Annotated in this window: 13 protein-coding genes; 9 read left to right on the top strand and 4 right to left on the bottom strand. The window is 74.2% G+C overall.

Annotated elements, in window-relative coordinates; all coding sequences use genetic code 11:
- Positions 1 to 26: 26 nt before the first annotated feature.
- Genes ACZ66S_RS33390 through ACZ66S_RS33380 form a run of 3 tightly spaced genes read right to left on the bottom strand, consistent with a single transcriptional unit; the run spans position 27 to position 1,961 of the window.
- On the bottom strand, positions 27 to 923 hold the full coding sequence (locus ACZ66S_RS33390; protein ID WP_469905310.1) for an aminoglycoside phosphotransferase family protein: 897 nt from the start codon (positions 921 to 923) through the stop codon (positions 27 to 29).
- Between the two features lie 28 nt (positions 924 to 951).
- Positions 952 to 1,431, bottom strand: coding sequence for a ferritin-like domain-containing protein (locus ACZ66S_RS33385; protein WP_469905309.1), 480 nt, complete (start codon positions 1,429 to 1,431; stop codon positions 952 to 954).
- On the bottom strand, positions 1,428 to 1,961 hold the full coding sequence (locus tag ACZ66S_RS33380) for a hypothetical protein (protein ID WP_469905308.1): 534 nt from the start codon (positions 1,959 to 1,961) through the stop codon (positions 1,428 to 1,430). The genes ACZ66S_RS33385 and ACZ66S_RS33380 overlap by 4 nt, the downstream gene beginning before the upstream one ends.
- Positions 1,962 to 2,137: 176 nt before the next feature.
- On the opposite strand from ACZ66S_RS33380, the gene rimP reads away from it, so the two are divergent.
- The 9 genes from rimP (at position 2,138) to ACZ66S_RS33335 (ending at position 14,032) form a co-directional block, all read left to right on the top strand.
- The gene (rimP, locus tag ACZ66S_RS33375) at positions 2,138 to 2,635 is read left to right on the top strand and encodes a ribosome maturation factor RimP (RefSeq protein WP_053848424.1); all 498 of its coding nucleotides are present in this window, start codon (positions 2,138 to 2,140) and stop codon (positions 2,633 to 2,635) included.
- 2 nt (positions 2,636 to 2,637) lie between these two features.
- The gene (gene nusA, locus ACZ66S_RS33370; protein ID WP_469905307.1) at positions 2,638 to 3,636 is read left to right on the top strand and encodes a transcription termination factor NusA; all 999 of its coding nucleotides are present in this window, start codon (positions 2,638 to 2,640) and stop codon (positions 3,634 to 3,636) included.
- A 90-nt stretch (positions 3,637 to 3,726) separates the two neighbouring features.
- Positions 3,727 to 4,008 carry a YlxR family protein gene (locus ACZ66S_RS33365; RefSeq protein ID WP_469905306.1) on the top strand — a complete coding sequence of 94 codons (282 nt, stop codon included), beginning with the start codon at positions 3,727 to 3,729 and terminating at the stop codon, positions 4,006 to 4,008.
- 163 nt (positions 4,009 to 4,171) lie between these two features.
- Positions 4,172 to 7,306 carry a translation initiation factor IF-2 gene (infB, locus tag ACZ66S_RS33360; protein WP_469905305.1) on the top strand — a complete coding sequence of 1,045 codons (3,135 nt, stop codon included), beginning with the start codon at positions 4,172 to 4,174 and terminating at the stop codon, positions 7,304 to 7,306.
- Positions 7,307 to 7,442: 136 nt separating this feature from the next.
- On the top strand, positions 7,443 to 7,736 hold the full coding sequence (locus ACZ66S_RS33355) for a DUF503 domain-containing protein (protein WP_031052658.1): 294 nt from the start codon (positions 7,443 to 7,445) through the stop codon (positions 7,734 to 7,736).
- A gap of 32 nt (positions 7,737 to 7,768) precedes the next feature.
- Positions 7,769 to 8,221, top strand: coding sequence for a 30S ribosome-binding factor RbfA (gene rbfA / locus ACZ66S_RS33350; RefSeq protein ID WP_123763410.1), 453 nt, complete (start codon positions 7,769 to 7,771; stop codon positions 8,219 to 8,221).
- The gene (gene truB, locus ACZ66S_RS33345) at positions 8,218 to 9,123 is read left to right on the top strand and encodes a tRNA pseudouridine(55) synthase TruB (protein ID WP_469905304.1); all 906 of its coding nucleotides are present in this window, start codon (positions 8,218 to 8,220) and stop codon (positions 9,121 to 9,123) included. Before rbfA ends, truB begins: the two co-directional genes overlap by 4 nt.
- A gap of 257 nt (positions 9,124 to 9,380) precedes the next feature.
- Positions 9,381 to 12,947: a trypsin-like peptidase domain-containing protein gene (locus tag ACZ66S_RS33340; protein WP_469905303.1), complete on the top strand. Its 3,567-nt coding sequence runs from the start codon at positions 9,381 to 9,383 to the stop codon at positions 12,945 to 12,947.
- Positions 12,948 to 13,081: 134 nt separating this feature from the next.
- Positions 13,082 to 14,032 carry a bifunctional riboflavin kinase/FAD synthetase gene (locus tag ACZ66S_RS33335; RefSeq protein ID WP_469905302.1) on the top strand — a complete coding sequence of 317 codons (951 nt, stop codon included), beginning with the start codon at positions 13,082 to 13,084 and terminating at the stop codon, positions 14,030 to 14,032.
- Positions 14,033 to 14,088: 56 nt separating this feature from the next.
- Here ACZ66S_RS33335 and ACZ66S_RS33330 read toward each other — a convergent pair whose 3' ends face one another.
- Entirely contained in the window at positions 14,089 to 17,124 is a 3,036-nt protein-coding gene (locus tag ACZ66S_RS33330; RefSeq protein ID WP_469905301.1) for an SCO5717 family growth-regulating ATPase, read from the bottom strand.
- Positions 17,125 to 17,324 lie beyond the last annotated feature (200 nt).

Below are 17,324 nucleotides of genomic sequence, written 5' to 3'. Positions count from 1 at the left end.
GGTGGGGCGGCGTACCCGGCGCCGCCTCACAGCCACCCGGCGAACTCCAGCAGCAGCTCGGCGTCCCGGGGCCGCCCCACCCGCAGCGCCCGCACCCCCGACTCCACGGCCCGGAACAGCGTCCAGCCCCGCAGCCGTTCCTGGTCGACCTCCAGCGACTCCGCGAGCCGCTTGATCCGCCGACGGGTCGTCGCCGCTCCCGAGGGCGAGGCGATCAGGTCCTCGACCCGGTCCCGCACCAGCCGGGCGAGGTCGAACGCGCACTCGCCGACCACGGGGTCGGGCCCCACGGCCAGCCAGGGGGACCGGGTGCCCGCCAGCACCTTGCTCTGCCGGAACGTGCCGTGCAGCAACCGCTCCTCCGGCGGCGCGGCCAGCAGCGACTCCCGCGCGTCGAGAGCCGCGCTCACCAGACTCGCCACCTCGGCGGAAGCACTCCTCATCGCCGCGGCCTGCCGCCCGGTCCGCTCGGCCACCGTCTCGAAGACATGGGCGTCGTCGTCGGGCGGCTCCACCCACAGCCGCCGCAAGGTCCCGGCCGCCTCCAGCAGGGCCTTCGCCTCCGGCAGCGACCGCACGGAGACATCGGGATGCAGCCGTTCGAGGAGCAGCACCCCCTCGGCGACGAACGGCTCCACGAGCTGTACGGCCCCCCGCCCGTCCCAGTGCGCGAGAGCCGCCCGCTCGCTCTCCGGCCGGGCCCGGGGCGGGGCCAGCTTGAGCACGGCCGGCGTCCCGTCGGGCCGCCGCACGAGCACGACCAGGCTGCTGCGGCCGCCGGGCACCTGGACCCGCTCCACGGTCAACTCGCGCAGCGCGACGGCCTGTTCGGCGGTCCCGGGCAGCCGGCCCACCCAGTCGTCGGCGTCCGGCACGCTCTCGCCGAGCGCCCGCACCAGCCGCTGAGGCGGTTCCAAAGCCATGCGCGAGTCGTTCCCTTCCCATACCGCGTTACGCCGACGGGGCCGCCGTGGAAACAGCGGCCGGGGACGAGGACGACCCCGTGGTCGCCCGCTCGGCGAGCCCAGGGAAGGCTACGCTCCCGCCGCGCCAGCGCACGGCTCGCACCGCGGCCTCCCGCAGCGCCCCGGCGGCCGTGCTCCGCCGCCCGCCCCCGGTTGCCCGCACCACGTCGGAGTACACCCCGGCCAGCCGGTCCTCCAGTTCGGCGGCGAGCCGTACCGCCGCGGCCGAGTCCGGCACCGGGAAGGGCAGCGCGTACGCCGCGGCGGCCGCCACCGGCCTCCCGCCCAGGTCCCGCACCGCGCGCTCCAGACCGTCCCGGCGGGCCCGGTGGGCGTCGTAGGCGGCCCTGGCCTCCGCGCGCCGCTCCTCCCGGATCCGGCCGCCGACGACGCCGTAGCCGTAGACGGCGGCGTGCTCGGCGGCCAGCGCCTTCTGGAGGGCCTCCAGCTCCTGCTTCTCGCTCATCGGGCACCCTCCGTCAGCAGATAGGCGTGCGCGGCGCCGGCCGCCGCCACCGAGGCCAGCAGCCGGGCCAGTTCACCCGGCACCTCCAGGAGGAGCTTGGCCCGACGGTCGGCGAGCTCGCGCTCGGCGGCGGCCAGCCGGGCGAGGGCGTCCCCCTCGGCCGCGGGCACGACGGTCGAGGGCGAGGGCGCGGGCGAGGCGCTGCTCGAAGCACTCGGTGAGGAGGTCGCGGAGACTCCCTCCCCGAACGCCTCCACATGCCGCAGGGCCTCCGCCCGCAACGGCCCCACCCGCTCCGCGAGCGCCGGATGGGCGGCCAGGACGGCGTCGTACCGTCCGACGAGCCCCCGGCTGTCCCGGGCCGCCTGGACGCGGACCCGCTGGGCGAGGGACGGGCTGCCGGAGGTGCCCTCCTCACCGCTTCCGGTCCCGTCGGAGCACCCCACGAGGAGGGCGCCCCCGGCGACCGAGGCGAGCAGGGATCTTCTCCGCGGCCCCGAGGGGACGCGCGACGGAGGCGGGTACGGCACGGCAGACGTCCTCAGGAAGCTCGTACGAACACACGGGCGGGAGGTCGGGCCCGCCGGCGATCACGGTACCCGCGCATCCGCGGTCACCTGGACGGCAACACCCTCCGCGACCGGATACCCTTTGACCAGACACGCGACCTACCCACAACAGCACACGCGGCCGAGGAGTCACCCGGATGAGCACCACCCAGAGCGAGAGGCTGCGAGAGCTCCTGGAACCGCTCGTCACCTCCCAGGGCCTGGATCTCGAAGAGATCGCAGTGGACTCCGTCGGACGGAAGCGGGTGCTGCGCGTGGTCGTCGACTCCGACACCGGAGCCGATCTGGACCAGATCGCCGATGTGAGCCGCGCGCTCTCGGCGAAGCTCGACGAGACCGACGCGATGGGCGCGGGGGAGTACACCCTCGAGGTCGGCACCCCGGGCGCGGAACGCCTCCTCAAGGAGCACCGCCACTTCGAGCGGGCCGTGGACCGGCTGGTGAAGTTCCAGCTCACCGAGGGCGGGGAACTGGTCGCCAGGATCCTGAAGGTCGACGACGAGGGTCTCGACCTGGAGGTGCCCGGTGTGAAGGGCCGCAAGGCCACCGCCCGCAGACTCGCCTTCTCCGACTTCGACAAGGCGCGCGTGCAGGTCGAGTTCAGCCGCAAGGACAAGAACGAAGAGGAGGCGTAGCCGTGGACATCGACATGAGTGCCCTGCGGGGCTTGGTACGGGAGAAGGAGATCTCCTTCGACCTGTTGGTCGAGGCGATCGAGTCGGCCCTCCTCATCGCCTACCACCGCACCGAGGGAAGCCACCGCCACGCGCGCGTGAAACTCGACCGGGACTCCGGGCACGTGGTCGTGTGGGCGAAGGAAGACCCCGAGGACCTCGAAGAGGGCCAGGAGCCCCGGGAGTTCGACGACACCCCGTCCGACTTCGGCCGTATCGCCGCCACCACCGCCAAGCAGGTCATCCTGCAGCGGCTGCGCGACGCCGAGGACGACGCGACGCTCGGCGAGTACGCCGGGCGCGAGGGCGACATCGTCATGGGCGTGGTGCAGCAGGGCCGCGACCCGAAGAACGTCCTGGTGGACATCGGCAAGCTGGAGGCCATCCTGCCGGTGCAGGAGCAGGTCCCCGGCGAGACCTACCCGCACGGGATGCGGCTCCGGTCGTACGTCGTCCGGGTGGCGAGGGGGGTGCGCGGTCCGTCCGTCACCCTCTCCCGCACGCACCCCAACCTGGTGAAGAAGCTCTTCGCACTGGAGGTGCCGGAGATCGCCGACGGTTCCGTCGAGATCGCCGCGATCGCCCGCGAGGCCGGCCACCGCACCAAGATCGCCGTACGCTCCACTCGTTCCGGCCTGAACGCCAAGGGCGCCTGCATCGGCCCCATGGGCGGCCGCGTGCGCAATGTCATGGGCGAGCTCAACGGTGAGAAGATCGACATCGTCGACTGGTCGGACGACCCGGCCGAGATGGTGGCGAACGCCCTCTCGCCGGCCCGGGTCTCCAAGGTCGAGGTCGTGGACATGGCGGCCCGCTCCGCGCGGGTGACCGTCCCCGACTACCAGCTCTCCCTCGCCATCGGCAAGGAAGGGCAGAACGCCCGGCTCGCGGCCCGGCTGACCGGCTGGCGGATCGACATCCGTCCGGACACCGAGCAGACCGCCGACGGCGCGGGGGAATAGATCCAAGCCGTCCGTGGCTTAGATCACGACAACAACCGTTCGATCACTGCCCCCAAGGGGTGAGGTCGCTGCGGGGAGGTAGACTTAAGAGTGTCTGGCCGGACGCACGCCCGCGCATGCCCTGAACGCACCTGTGTGGGATGCAGGCAGCGAGCGGCCAAGACCGATCTGCTGCGCATCGTGGCGATCAAGGACGCATGCGTCCCTGATCCTCGCGGTACGCTGCCCGGCCGGGGTGCGTACATCCACCCCGCCCTGGTCTGTCTCGACCAGGCGGTACGCCGCCGGGCGTTCACGCGGGCGTTGCGCGCCCCGGGAGCGCTCGACACAAAGGCGTTGCGCCGGCACGTCGAGCAGACAGACAGTTGCTGAGCAGGCAACACCGTAAGAAGCGTCGCGCGGAGCCCCCGCGCGGCCCAGGTACCCCGCGAGTTGGAAGTAGGTCGAGATTGCGATGAGCACTCGATGAGCACGCGATGAGTACGCCCATGAAGTAGCGACGGTCCGGACGCAACCCGGACCTAAAAGGAGCGAAGTGGCTAAGGTCCGGGTATACGAACTCGCCAAGGAGTTCGGGGTTGAGAGCAAGGTCGTCATGGCCAAGCTCCAGGAACTCGGTGAATTCGTCCGTTCGGCGTCTTCGACCATCGAAGCGCCCGTCGTCCGCAAACTGACGGACGCCCTCCAGCAGGGCAACGGAGGCGGCAAGCCCGCCCCCGCACGCAAGGCTGCCCCGGCTCGTCCGGCAGCCCCCTCTCCCGCGCAGGCCGCCCGTCCGGCCGCCCCGCGCCCGCCGGCCCCCAAGCCGGCCGCCGCCGAGACGCCCGCGGCTCCCGCCGCCCCGGCTGCTCCCGGCCCCCGTCCCACTCCGGGCCCGAAGCCCGCGCCGCGGCCCGCCCCGGCGTCCCCGGCTCCGACCACGCCCGAGTTCACGGCACCGCCGTCGGCTCCCGCCGCCCCGGCCTCGCAGGGCCAGGGACAGGGCTCCGGCCCGCGTCCCGGTGCTCCGCGTCCGGCCGGTCAGGCCCCGCGTCCGGGCGCCCCGCGTCCGGCCGGTGCTCCCGGTCAGGGTGGCGGCCAGGGTCGTGGTGACCGCGGCGACCGCCCCGGCGCCCCGCGTCCGCAGGGCCAGGGCGCACGCCCCGGTGCCCGTCCGGCCGGTCCCCGTCCGGGCAACAACCCCTTCACCTCTGGTGGCTCCACCGGCATGGCGCGCCCGCAGGCGCCCCGTCCGGGCGGCGCCCCTCGCCCCGGCGGCCCGGGTGGCCCCGGTGAGCGTCCCGGCGGCGCCCCGCGTCCGCAGGGTCAGGGCCAGGGCGGTCCCCGTCCCCAGGGCGCGGCGGGCGGTCCCCGTCCGCAGGCTCCGGGCGGCGCCCGTCCCACCCCGGGCGGCATGCCCCGTCCGCAGGGCGGTCCCCGTCCCGGCGGCGGCCCCGGCGGCCCGCGTCCCAACCCCGGCATGATGCCGCAGCGTCCGGCTGCCGGCCCGCGTCCCGGCGGCGGTGGCCCCGGTGGCCGTGGTCCCGGTGGCGGCGGTCGTCCCGGTGGCGGCGGCGGTCGCCCGGGTGGCGGCGGCTTCGCCGGTCGTCCGGCCGGTCCCGGTGGCGGCGGCTTCGCCGGCCGTCCGGGTGGTCCCGGTGGCGGTGGCGGCGGCTTCGCCGGCCGTCCGGGTGGTCCCGGCGGTGGCGGCGGCGGTCGTCCCGGCTTCGGCGGTCGTCCCGGTGGTCCCGGTGGCCGTGGTGGCACGCAGGGCGCCTTCGGTCGTCCCGGCGGTCCCGCGCGTCGCGGTCGCAAGTCGAAGCGGCAGAGGCGCCAGGAGTACGAGGCCATGCAGGCCCCGTCGGTCGGCGGCGTGATGCTGCCTCGCGGCAACGGCGAGACCATTCGCCTGTCGCGCGGTGCGTCCCTCACCGACTTCGCGGAGAAGATCAACGCCAACCCGGCGTCGCTCGTCGCGGTCATGATGAACCTCGGCGAGATGGTCACGGCCACGCAGTCCGTCTCCGACGAGACGCTGCAGCTCCTCGCCGGCGAGATGAACTACTCGGTTCAGATCGTCAGCCCCGAGGAGGAGGACCGCGAGCTGCTCGAGTCCTTCGACATCGAGTTCGGCGAGGACGAGGGCGACGACGAGGACCTGGTGGTCCGTCCGCCGGTCGTGACCGTCATGGGTCACGTCGACCACGGAAAGACCCGACTCCTCGACGCCATCCGCAAGACGAACGTCATCGCGGGCGAGGCCGGCGGCATCACCCAGCACATCGGTGCCTACCAGGTCTCGACCCAGGTCAACGACGAGGACCGCGCGATCACCTTCATCGACACCCCGGGTCACGAGGCGTTCACCGCCATGCGTGCCCGTGGCGCCCGGTCGACGGACATCGCGATCCTGGTCGTCGCGGCCAACGACGGCGTCATGCCGCAGACGGTCGAGGCGCTCAACCACGCCAAGGCGGCCGACGTCCCGATCGTCGTCGCGGTCAACAAGATCGACGTCGAGGGCGCCGACCCGACCAAGGTGCGCGGTCAGCTCACCGAGTACGGGCTGGTGGCCGAGGAGTACGGCGGCGACACCATGTTCGTCGACATCTCCGCCAAGCAGGGTCTGCACATCGACTCCCTGCTGGAAGCGGTCGTCCTGACCGCGGACGCCTCGCTCGACCTGCGGGCCAACCCGAACCAGGACGCGCAGGGCATCTCGATCGAGTCCCGTCTCGACCGCGGCCGCGGTGCCGTGGCGACGGTCCTCGTCCAGCGAGGCACCCTGCGGGTCGGCGACACGATGGTCGTGGGCGACGCCTACGGTCGCGTCCGCGCCATGCTCGACGACAACGGCAACAACGTCGCCGAGGCGGGTCCGTCCACGCCGGTCCAGGTGCTGGGTCTGACCAACGTCCCGGGTGCCGGCGACAACTTCCTCGTGGTCGAGGAGGACCGTACGGCCCGCCAGATCGCCGAGAAGCGCGCCGCCCGCGAGCGCAACGCGGCCTTCGCCAAGCGCACGCGCCGCGTCTCGCTCGAGGACCTGGACAAGGTGCTCAAGGCCGGCGAGGTCCAGCAGCTCAACCTCATCATCAAGGGTGACGCTTCTGGTTCCGTCGAGGCCCTCGAGTCCTCCCTGCTCCAGCTCGACGTCGGCGAAGAGGTCGACATCCGCGTCCTGCACCGCGGCGTCGGTGCGGTCACGGAGTCGGACATCGACCTGGCGATGGGCTCGGACGCCATCGTGATCGGCTTCAACGTGCGCGCCGCCGGGCGTGCGCAGCAGATGGCCGAGCGCGAGGGCGTGGACGTCCGGTACTACTCGGTCATCTACCAGGCGATCGAGGAGATCGAGGCGGCCCTCAAGGGCATGCTCAAGCCGGAGTACGAAGAGGTCGAGCTCGGTACGGCGGAGATCCGCGAGGTCTTCAAGTCGTCCAAGCTGGGCAACATCGCGGGTGTTCTCATCCGCTCCGGCGAGGTCAAGCGCAACACCAAGGCGCGCCTCATCCGCGACGGCAAGGTGGTCGCGGAGAACCTCAACATCGAGGGTCTGCGTCGCTTCAAGGACGACGTCACCGAGATCCGCGAAGGCTTCGAGGGCGGTATCAACCTCGGAAACTTCAACGACATCAAGGTCGACGACGTCATCGCGACGTACGAGATGCGCGAGAAGCCGCGCGGCTGACCTGCACAGCACGCGATCGGGGCCGGTCGGCGGACGTAATATCCGTCGATCGGCCCCGGCCGTTGCGTGTACGGTTCCCGTATCGGCGTCGAAGCGTGGCGCCCGTACCCCGAACCGGCGGGACATCCGGACACACATGTATGTGGGGACTCTGTCCTTCGACCTGCTCCTCGGTGACGTGCACTCGCTGAAGGAGAAACGCTCTCTCGTCCGTCCGATCGTGGCCGAGCTCCAGCGCAAGTACGCGGTGAGCGCGGCGGAGACGGGCAACCAGAACCTCCACCGCAGGGCCGAGATCGGGCTGGCGGTGGTGTCCGGGGACACGGGACACCTCACCGACGTACTGGACCGCTGCGAGCGGCTGGTCGCCGCGCGGCCCGAGGTGGAACTGCTCTCGGTTCGACGCAGGCTCCACAGCGACGAAGACTGAAGCAACAAGTAAGTACTTAAGGAGACGGACCAGTGGCCGACAACGCGCGCGCCAAGAGGCTGGCGGACCTCATCCGAGAGGTGGTGGCCCAGAAGCTGCTGCGCGGGATCAAGGACCCGCGGCTCGGATCGCACGTCACCATCACGGACACCCGGGTCACGGGTGACCTGCGGGAGGCGACCGTCTTCTACACGGTGTACGGCGGCGAGGAGGAGCGGGCGGCCGCGGCGGCCGGACTGGAGAGCGCCAAGGGCGTGCTCCGCTCCGCGGTCGGGGCGGCGGCGGGCGTGAAGTTCACCCCGACGCTGACCTTCGTGGCCGACGCGCTGCCCGACACCGCCAAGACCATCGACGACCTCCTCGACAAGGCCCGCCAGTCCGACGAGAAGGTGCGCGAGGTCTCGGCGGGTGCCGCCTACGCCGGTGACGCCGACCCGTACCGGAAGCCGGGCGACGAGGACGAGACGGACGACACCACCGCATGACCCAGAAGAACCGGACGCCCGACGGCCTTGTCATCGTCGACAAGCCGTCGGGCTTCACTTCGCACGACGTGGTCGCCAAGATGCGCGGGATCGCCAGGACCCGCCGGGTCGGCCACGCCGGCACCCTCGACCCCATGGCCACGGGCGTGCTGGTCCTCGGGGTCGAGAGGGCGACGAAGCTACTCGGGCACCTCGCGCTGACCGAGAAGGAGTACCTGGGCACGATCCGGCTCGGCCAGACGACCCTGACCGACGACGCCGAGGGCGAGATCACGGGGTCGGTCGACGCCTCGAAGGTCACCCGCGACGCCGTCGACGCCGGGATCGCCAAGCTGACCGGCGACATCATGCAGGTGCCGTCGAAGGTCAGCGCCATCAAGATCGACGGGGTGCGCTCCTACAAGCGGGCACGGGAGGGCGAGGAGTTCGAGATCCCCGCGCGGCCCGTCACCATCTCGTCCTTCGCGGTGTACGACGTCCGGGACGCGGTCGCCGAGGACGGCACCCCGGTCCTGGACCTGGTCGTCTCCGTGGTCTGCTCGTCCGGCACCTACATCCGGGCGCTCGCCCGGGACCTGGGCGCCGACCTGGGTGTGGGCGGCCATCTGACGGCTCTGCGGCGCACCCGCGTGGGCCCGTACAAGCTGGACGCCGCCAGGACCCTCGACCAGCTCCAGCAGGAGCTGACGGTGATGCCGATCGCCGAGGCCGCGGCGGCCGCCTTCCGCCGCTGGGACGTCGACGACCGCCGGGCCAAGCTGCTGACCAACGGTGTGCGGCTCGACATGCCCGACGAGTACGCGGGCGCCGGCACGGTGGCCGTCTTCGACCCCGAGGGCCGCTTCCTCGCGCTGGTCGAGGAGCACAACGGCAAGGCGAAGAGCCTGGCCGTCTTCGGCTGACGCCGGAGCGCGGGGGCACCGGGCGGTCCGCCCGTGGAGCGGCGATCACGGGGTTGCGCCGCCGCTCCACGGTCCCCCCTCGGTTCCCCCACCCCTAGGGTGTATCCGCCGTCCCCCTTCCATTCACCCGCGCGGGCAGGCGCTCGGAGTGAACCGGGGGAGCGGAAGGGGGCGCGTTCACCACGAGATCTGTCCCGCTGATCACCGCACGCCTAACGTCGAGAACAGGAACGTGCGTACGGCGGGGAGGTTCGGCCATGACGGCAGGGGATGACTCCGTCGGTGGAGCCGTGCCACCCGGCCGGGCGGCACGCGAGAGCGGCCGGCGAACCCGGTGGGGCGAGCGGGCGGCCACCGAGGAGGACGGGCCGCGGCGGCAGAGGTGCGACAGGCTCACGTGGGGGCGGCGCGACGACCGTTCCGAGCCCGCGCCCCGGGAACAGATCTCGACCGCACCCGGCCAGGACACAGGACTCGTACGGATTCACGATCTCGCCGGGCGGCTGCGGGGGACCGGCTTCGTCGGCGACCACCACGGCACCGTCGTCACCGCTCACGAGACCGTCGACGGGCTGCCCCGGCTCGTGCTGCACGCCGGGGACCGCCGGTGCGTGGTGACCGCCGACGCCGTGACCCCCCTGCCCGAGCTGGATCTGGCACTCGTGCGGACCGAGGGGCTCGGCGTGGACCCGCTGCCCGTCTCCGTGCGCGACACCGTCGGGACCGGCGCCTATGTGCGGCTGCTCGCCGGCTGCTGGCGCGAGGCCCGGGTGCTCGGCCCCGCCGCCGTGACCTACACGGCCACCGATCGCAGCCATCTTCTCGAAGACACCCTGGAGTTGGCGATCGGCACCGCGGGACGGGACGCGCTGCGCCTGGGCGGCGGAGCCGCGGGCGGCCCCGTCCTCGACGCCGGCACCGGCGCGGTGGTCGCCGTCCTCGGCACCGCCCTGCACAGCGGCCACCGCGACAGCGCCTACGCGGTCCCGCTGCGCCCCGCGCGCACCGGGCCCCTCGCCGACCTCCTCGCGGAGAACGCCGCGACGGTCCCGGCGTACGGACCCGACCTCAACCTCGCCGGTGTGCTGGAGCTGACGGCCACCTCGGTGGGCCAGGACGGACCGCGGGGCGCGCTCGCCGGTCACATGCGCGAGGACCCGACGGAACCGGTCGAACGGGCCGACATCGCCGGGGAGTTCACCGCCTTCACCGAGGGCCCGGCCCCCGTCCTCGCCCTCGTCGGACCGCCCGGCAGCGGCCGTACGACCCAACTCGCGGCCCTCGCCGCCCGCCGCCACCGCGGCCCCGCCCCGGCCCCCACGCTCTGGCTGCGCGGCGCGGACCTGGCGGACACCGACACCTCGGTGGCCGACGCGGCCCGCCGCGCGCTCACCCGGGCGGCCCGGATCGTGGCCGCCTCCGCGGACACCGACCCGGCCGAGCTGGGCGACACCACCCCCGAGACGCTCGCCGCGTTGTCCCGCACCGCGGGCCGCCCCCTGTTCCTCCTCCTCGACGGCCCCGAGGAGATGCCCCCGGTCCTGGCGCACCGCCTCGCCGAGTGGACCGAGGGCACGGCCCAGTGGCTGCGGGAGACGGGAGCGCGGCTGGTGGTGGCGTGCCGGGCCGAGCACTGGGAGGAGGCGGCCTTCCCGGCCGAGCTGCTGCACGGCGACGCGCAGGGGCACCTCCCGCCCTGCGTACGGCTCGGCGACCTCACCGACGACGAGGCCCGCCGCGCCCGGGCCCGCAACGCCCTCCCCGAGGGCACGCTCGCCGACTCCGACGCCCGCCACCCCCTCACCCTCCGCCTCCTCTCCGAGGTCCGCGCCGCCCTGCCGGACGCGCCCCACGCCACCGTGGACCGCGACCAGGTCTTCGAGGCCTACCTCGACCTCATGTGCCTGCGCGTCGCGGTACGGCTCGCCACCCCGAGCGGGCTGCGCGGCACCGCCGTCCGCCGGCTCGCCGCGAAGGTCTCCGGCCAGGTCCACGAGGCCGCCCGCCGCAGCCTCGGCCCCGGGCAGGGCGAACTGGACCGGACCACGTTCGAGGCGCTGTTCCCCTGGGGACCGGCCCCGAAGCGGCTCGGCGGCACCGGCTGGGCCTCGGCCGTCCTCACCGAGGGCCTCCTCGTGCCAGCCGGCAGCGGCTACCGCTTCGCCCACGAGGAGCTCGCCGACTGGATCCAGGGCATGCACCTGGACCTGGACGAGGCCCTGCGCGCCCTCGTCCACCGCCGCCGCACCGCCCCGGAACACCCGCTGCCCGTCCCGCACCACCGCATCGGCCCCGTCGTGCAGGCCCTGCTCCTCGTCGCCCGCCAGCAGGGCACCCCCCGACTGGCGTACCGGCTGGAGGAGTTGCTGCACGCCCTCGACGCCGACCCGGACTCCTGGTGGGCGGCCCGGCTGTGCGCCGAGACCCTGCTGCGGGTGCCCGACGCGACGCCGTACACCGAGGTCCTGCGGCAGCTCGCCGACCGCCTCGTGGCCCGGCGCGACCGGCGGGAACCGGTTCCGGCCGTGTTCGGTCCCGCCTTCTGGACCGCTCTGCGGCTCCCGCCGGGCACCCGCCTGGACCTGCTCCGCCGTCTCGTCCTCGCCGACGGGCCACCGCAGGAACCGGGACCCCGGTTCCTGGACGCCGTCGCGGAGCTGCTCGCCGCCGACCCCACCGCCGTACAGCCGCATCTCACCCGCTGGTTCGACGACGAGCGGCCGCTGCCCGCGACCCCGCACGCCACCGTGGCGAGGGCCGCGCAGGCACTGCTGCACACGCACCGGACCCGGGCCCTGGACGACCTCGCCGAGGTGCTCGTCGACTGTGCGCACCTGCGCGCCGACGAACTGCTCGCCGCGCTGGCCGAGGAGGAGCCGTCGGCGGTGTGCCGGGCCGTGGACCGGTGGGCGCACGACGAGAGGCCGGCGCGGCGGGTGGCGGCGGTGGCGTACGGACTGCGCGCCGCCCCGCACGTGCGCACCGAGGCCGACCGCGAACTCCTGCGCTACGCCGCCCTCGCCCTGCTGGCCCGCCCCGAGGACTGCACCCTGCACGGCGGCGCGCTCGCCCTGCTGGTCCGCGATCCCCGTACGCGTGCCCGTCATCTCCCGCAGGCGCTCGGGCACTTCGCGGCCGGCGACCCGCGGTTCCCGCCGGACGCGCTGGTGCCCGCGCTCGCCACCGACCCCGACGCGGTCCTGGACGCCTTCCGGGAGCGGCTGCGGCGACCGGGCGCCGGGGACGCGCTGCGCACGCTCGCCGACGTCACCACGCCCGCCCTGGCCCGCCGGGTGGCCGCGCTGGTGCGGGAGGTGGTGGAGCGGCGCCCGGAGACGGCCGGGGACGTGGCCGCGTACGTCGACCGCCGCCTCGACCAGGGCCCCGCCGCCCGGGCCGTGCTGCTCCCGCTGGTCACCGGACTCCTCGACGGCGGTCCGGAAGGGGTACGGGCCGCGCTGGCGGCCGTGCTCGCCGGGCCCGGCGGCCCCGCATCCCGCCCGCTCCGCCAGGAACTCCTCGACCTCCTCATGGACCACGAGCGGGAGCCCGCGGTCCTGGTCGCCCTGCTGCCCGCGGCCGCCGCCCGCGCCGACGCCGGCATGCGGGACCTCGTGCACCGCATCGGCCTCCTCCTCGTCCGCAGCCCGGACGGCGCGGCCCGTTTCGACCGCGGACTCGTCGACCTCGGCCGGCACGTCCCCGGGTTCGCCACGCTGGTGGCGGGCTGGCTCGCGGAGAACCCGCGGGAGTGGGCGGCGGTGGTCGGCCCAGGCACCCGGCGGATGATCGAGAACCTCGCGGGGGTGCGGGTTCCGGCCTGAGCGTGCTCCGGGTCCGCGTGCGTCGGGTCACAGCCCCCATGCCGATGCGGGCGACGGGCACGCGGCATGGCACCCTTAGACCTGCGCAGGTCTTGAGATTCATCCGGACACGGGTTCGACGAGGAGCGGTCACAGTGCAGCGCTGGCGTGGCTTGGAGGACATCCCCGAGGACTGGGGGCGCAGCGTCGTCACCATCGGTTCCTACGACGGGGTCCACCGCGGGCACCAGCTCATCATCCGGCATGCCGTGGACCGGGCGCGCGAGCTGGGCGTCCCCTCCGTGGTCGTCACCTTCGACCCGCACCCCAGCGAGGTCGTCCGCCCCGGCAGCCACCCGCCGCTGCTCGCCCCGCACCACCGGCGCGCCGAGCTCATGGCCGAACTGGGCGTGGACGCACTGCTGATCCTCCCCTTCACCACGGAGTTCTCGAAGCTCTCGCCCGCCGAGTTCGTCGTCAAGGTCCTCGTCGACAAGCTGCACGCCAAAGCGGTCGTCGAGGGCCCCAACTTCCGCTTCGGCCACAAGGCCGCGGGCAACGTCGACTTCCTCACCGAGCAGGGCAAGACGTACGACTTCGAGGTCGAGGTCGTCGACCTGTACGTGACCGGCGCGGCCGGCGGCGGCGAGCCCTTCTCCTCCACGCTGACCCGGCGCCTGGTCGCCGAGGGCGACGTGGAGGGCGCCGGGGAGATCCTGGGCCGCCCGCACCGGGTCGAGGGCGTGGTCGTGCGCGGCGCCCAGCGCGGCCGTGAACTCGGCTTCCCGACCGCCAACGTCGAGACGCTCCCGCACACCGCCATCCCCGCCGACGGCGTCTACGCCGGCTGGCTGCACACACAGGGCGAGGCGATGCCGGCCGCGATCTCCGTCGGCACCAACCCGCAGTTCGACGGCACCGAGCGCACGGTGGAGGCGTACGCCATCGACCGCGTCGGGCTCGACCTGTACGGACTGCACGTGGCGGTGGACTTCCTCGCCTATGTGCGCGGGCAGCAGAAGTTCGCGTCGCTGGACGAGCTGCTCAAGGCCATGGCCGACGACGTGAAGCGGTGCAGTGAGCTGATCGAGGGCGCGCAGGCCTGATCGGGACGCGAAAGGGGGCCGGCACCGGGATGGTGCCGGCCCCCTTTCGCGTGGGGCTACTGCTGCGGCGGCTGACCCGCGTTCGGGTCGTACGGCGGCTGCGGGAACCCGGGCTGCGGCTGACCGGGCTGACCGGGCTGCTGCCACGGCTGGCCGGGCTGGGCGCCGGGGAAGCCCTGGAACGGCGGCTGGGCGGCGGGCGGCTGCTGGGCCTGCGGCTGGCCCGGCATCGGGGGCGCCATGGTCGGCGGCTGGTGGCCGCCCTGTCCCGTCCACAGGCCCTGCTCCTGCTGGGCCCGCACGAAGTCCTCGGCCACCATCGAGGCGAGGTCGAAGTACGCCTCCCGGACCTTCGGCCGCATCATGTCGAGGTCCACCTCGGCACCGGCCGCCAGGTGCTCGTCGAACGGCACGACGATGACACCGCGGCACCGCTGTTCGAAGTGGGTGACGATGTCCTCGACCTTGATCATCTTTCCGGTCTCGCGGACACCCGAGATGACGGTGATGGACCGCGACACCAGGGACGCGTACCCGTGGGCCGACAGCCAGTCGAGGGTCGTGCTGGCGCTGCTCGCGCCGTCCACCGAGGGCGTCGAGATGATGATGAGCTGGTCGGCGAGGTCCAGGACCCCGCGCATGGCGCTGTAGAGCAGACCCGTGCCCGAGTCGGTGAGGATGATCGGGTACTGGCGGCCCAGCACGTCGATCGCGCGCCGGTAGTCCTCGTCGTTGAACGTCGTGGACACGGCCGGGTCGACGTCGTTCGCGATGATCTCGAGACCCGAGGCCGCCTGCGAGGTGAACCGGCGGATGTCCATGTACGAGTTGAGGTACGGGATCGCCTGGACCAGGTCGCGGATGGTCGCACCGGTCTCGCGCCGCACCCGGCGGCCGAGCGTGCCGGCGTCCGGGTTGGCGTCGATGGCGAGGATCTTGTCCTGCCGCTCGGTGGCCAGGGTGGAGCCGAGGGCGGTCGTCGTGGTCGTCTTGCCCACGCCGCCCTTGAGGCTGATCACCGCGATCCGGTAGCAGGACAGCACCGGGGTGCGGATGAGGTCGAGCTTGCGCTGCCGCTCCTGCTCCTCCTTCTTGCCGCCCAGCTTGAACTTGGACCCGCCGGGAGTCGGACGGCTGCTCTTGGCCTTCTGCTTCTTGCTGTTGACGAGCCGGTCCGAGGTCAGCTCCACCGCGGCGTTGTAGCCGAGCGGCGCACCCGCGCCGGCGACCTGCTGCCGCTGGTCGTGCTGGACGGCGGCGGGCCAGGCGGCACCGGTGCGCGGGTCCACGCCCGGCTGGCCGGGGGCGCCCGCGTAGGGGTTGGGCTGGGGCGCCTGCGGCGGCTGCTGTCCCGGCTGGGCCGGGGGCATGGGCCGGCCGGGCTGCCCCGGGGCCTGCTGCTGCGGGTAGCCGTAACCGCCCGGGGTGGGCTGGGGGGCCTGCGGGGCGGGCGGTGCCTGAGGAGTCTGCGGGGCCTGGGGTGCCTGGGGCGACGGGGGTGCCTGCGGGAAGCCGTAGCCGCTCTGCGGGTTCTGGGGGGCGGGAGGCTGCGGGAAGCCGTAACCCGCCTGCGGGTTGGGGGCGGCCGGCGGCTGGGGGTAGCCGTAGCCGCCCTGGCCGGGCTGCGGGGCCGGGGGCTGCGGGAAGCCGTAACCACCCTGCGGGTTCTGGGGCGCGGGAGGCTGCGGGAAGCCGTAACCGCCCTGCGCCGCCGGGCCGTCGGGCTGCGGCGGGTTGGCCGGCCAGCCGCCGGGGGCGGGCTGGGGTGCCTGGGGCGGGGTCGCGGCGGCCGCCGGCTGGGGTGCCTGCGGCGGGGTGCCGGGCTGCACGGCATGCGGCTGCGGCTGACCGCCCGTGGTCCACTCCGGGGCCGACGGCGGTGCCGTGCCGGCCTCCGCCGACGCGAACTGGGGCGGCAGCGGCGGCACGGCACCCTGCGGCGCCGGCGGGGGCCGCCAGCCGTCCGGCTGGGCCTCGGGCTGCTCCGGTACGGGGTGCTGCTGGGCCTCGGGCTGCTCCGGAGCGGTGCTCGGGGCGGCCGGGGGCTGTTCCGGTACGGCGGTCTGCGCGGCCGGGGCGTCCGGTGCGGCGGCCTGCGGCTCCGGGCCAGGCTCGGCGTCACCTGCGGAGGTGGCGGCCGGGGCTTCCGGTTCCGTGGCCTCGGCGGCGGGCGGGGCCTGCGGGGTGTCCGCACCCTCGGCTTCGGAGCCGGCGGCCGCCTCACTCGGGACGGGCGCGGCCGGTGCGGTGTCGCCCGGTTCGGGGGACACCTGCGGAGCCTCGCCGGAGGCCGACGGCTCGGGTGCGGTGGGCGCGTCCGCCGACGGGGCGGCGGGAGGCTGCGGGACGCTCGTGCTGGTGGCGGCGGACGGGGTGTCGTCACCGCCGGGCGCGTCCTCGCCGTTCGAGGGCGCTGTGGTGTCGGTGCTGCCCTGGGCGGCGGGAGGTTCGGGGGCGACCGGGGGAGCGGGTGCCGTCGGCGCCGTGGGAGGCGCGGGGGCCACCGGCGGGACGGGCGCCGCCGAGGCCGGGGCCACGGGCGGGGCCGGGGCCACGGGGGCCGGAGGCGCGGGGGGCTGCGGGTAGCCGTAGCCGGTCTGGGGGTTGGGCGGAGTCGGGGGCTGCGGGTAGCCGTAGCCGGCCGGCGGGGCCGGGGGCGTCGGAGGCTGGGGGTAGCCGTAGCCGGCCTGGGGGTTCGGGGGCGCCGGGGGCTGCGGATAGCCGTAACCGCCCTGCGGGGCAGGGGGTGCCGGGGGCTGCGGGGCCGCGGGGTTGCCGGCCCACGGCGGCGGAGGCGGCGGTGTCGCGCCGGTCGCACCCGCGGACGGGTCGAACTGCGGGCCGGGAGCGGGAGCCGTCGGCGCGGATCCGGACGTATCGGGGTAACCAGGGTGCTGTGCAGGCGCGGTGGGGGCAGGGGCCGGCGCGGGAGGCGCCGCCTCCGCCTCGGGCGCCGCGCTCTGCGTGTACCAGGCAGGGGCGGCGTAGTCGATGGTGAACTCGCCCGTCAACTCGGTGGCGGACTCCGCGTCGGACTGGTCGTCGCTGGGCGTGGTCCAGCCCGCGCGCAGCCCGTCCCGATCGCTCTGCACAATTCCTCCTGGTGTGGTCGAGCACCCTCGTGCCTGTGGGCACTCATGTGCCGGGCTGGGGGCGACCGTTCCTGTTGTCCGATCCGACTGAAGTCCCCTGGACGCGAACAACCCACCCGTGGGTTCCTACGTCGCACCCGCATCAAGCGTAAACGCCACAGGCGTCGGCGGGGCAGGCCCGTCCGCTGTGCGCTCGCACG

Source organism: Streptomyces sp. NPDC107471, assembly GCF_055582845.1.
This window is presented reverse-complemented; position numbering and strand designations above follow the sequence as displayed.

What these genes read in the sequence shown, in the direction of transcription:
- ACZ66S_RS33390 (WP_469905310.1), bottom strand. Translation starts at nt 923, where the DNA reads ATGGCTTTGGAACCGCCTCAGCGGCTGGTGCGGGCGCTCGGCGAGAGC.
- ACZ66S_RS33385 (WP_469905309.1), bottom strand. Translation starts at nt 1,431, where the DNA reads ATGAGCGAGAAGCAGGAGCTGGAGGCCCTCCAGAAGGCGCTGGCCGCC.
- rimP (WP_053848424.1), top strand. Translation starts at nt 2,138, where the DNA reads ATGAGCACCACCCAGAGCGAGAGGCTGCGAGAGCTCCTGGAACCGCTC.
- ACZ66S_RS33355 (WP_031052658.1), top strand. Translation starts at nt 7,443, where the DNA reads ATGTATGTGGGGACTCTGTCCTTCGACCTGCTCCTCGGTGACGTGCAC.
- truB (WP_469905304.1), top strand. Translation starts at nt 8,218, where the DNA reads ATGACCCAGAAGAACCGGACGCCCGACGGCCTTGTCATCGTCGACAAG.
- ACZ66S_RS33340 (WP_469905303.1), top strand. Translation starts at nt 9,381, where the DNA reads ATGACGGCAGGGGATGACTCCGTCGGTGGAGCCGTGCCACCCGGCCGG.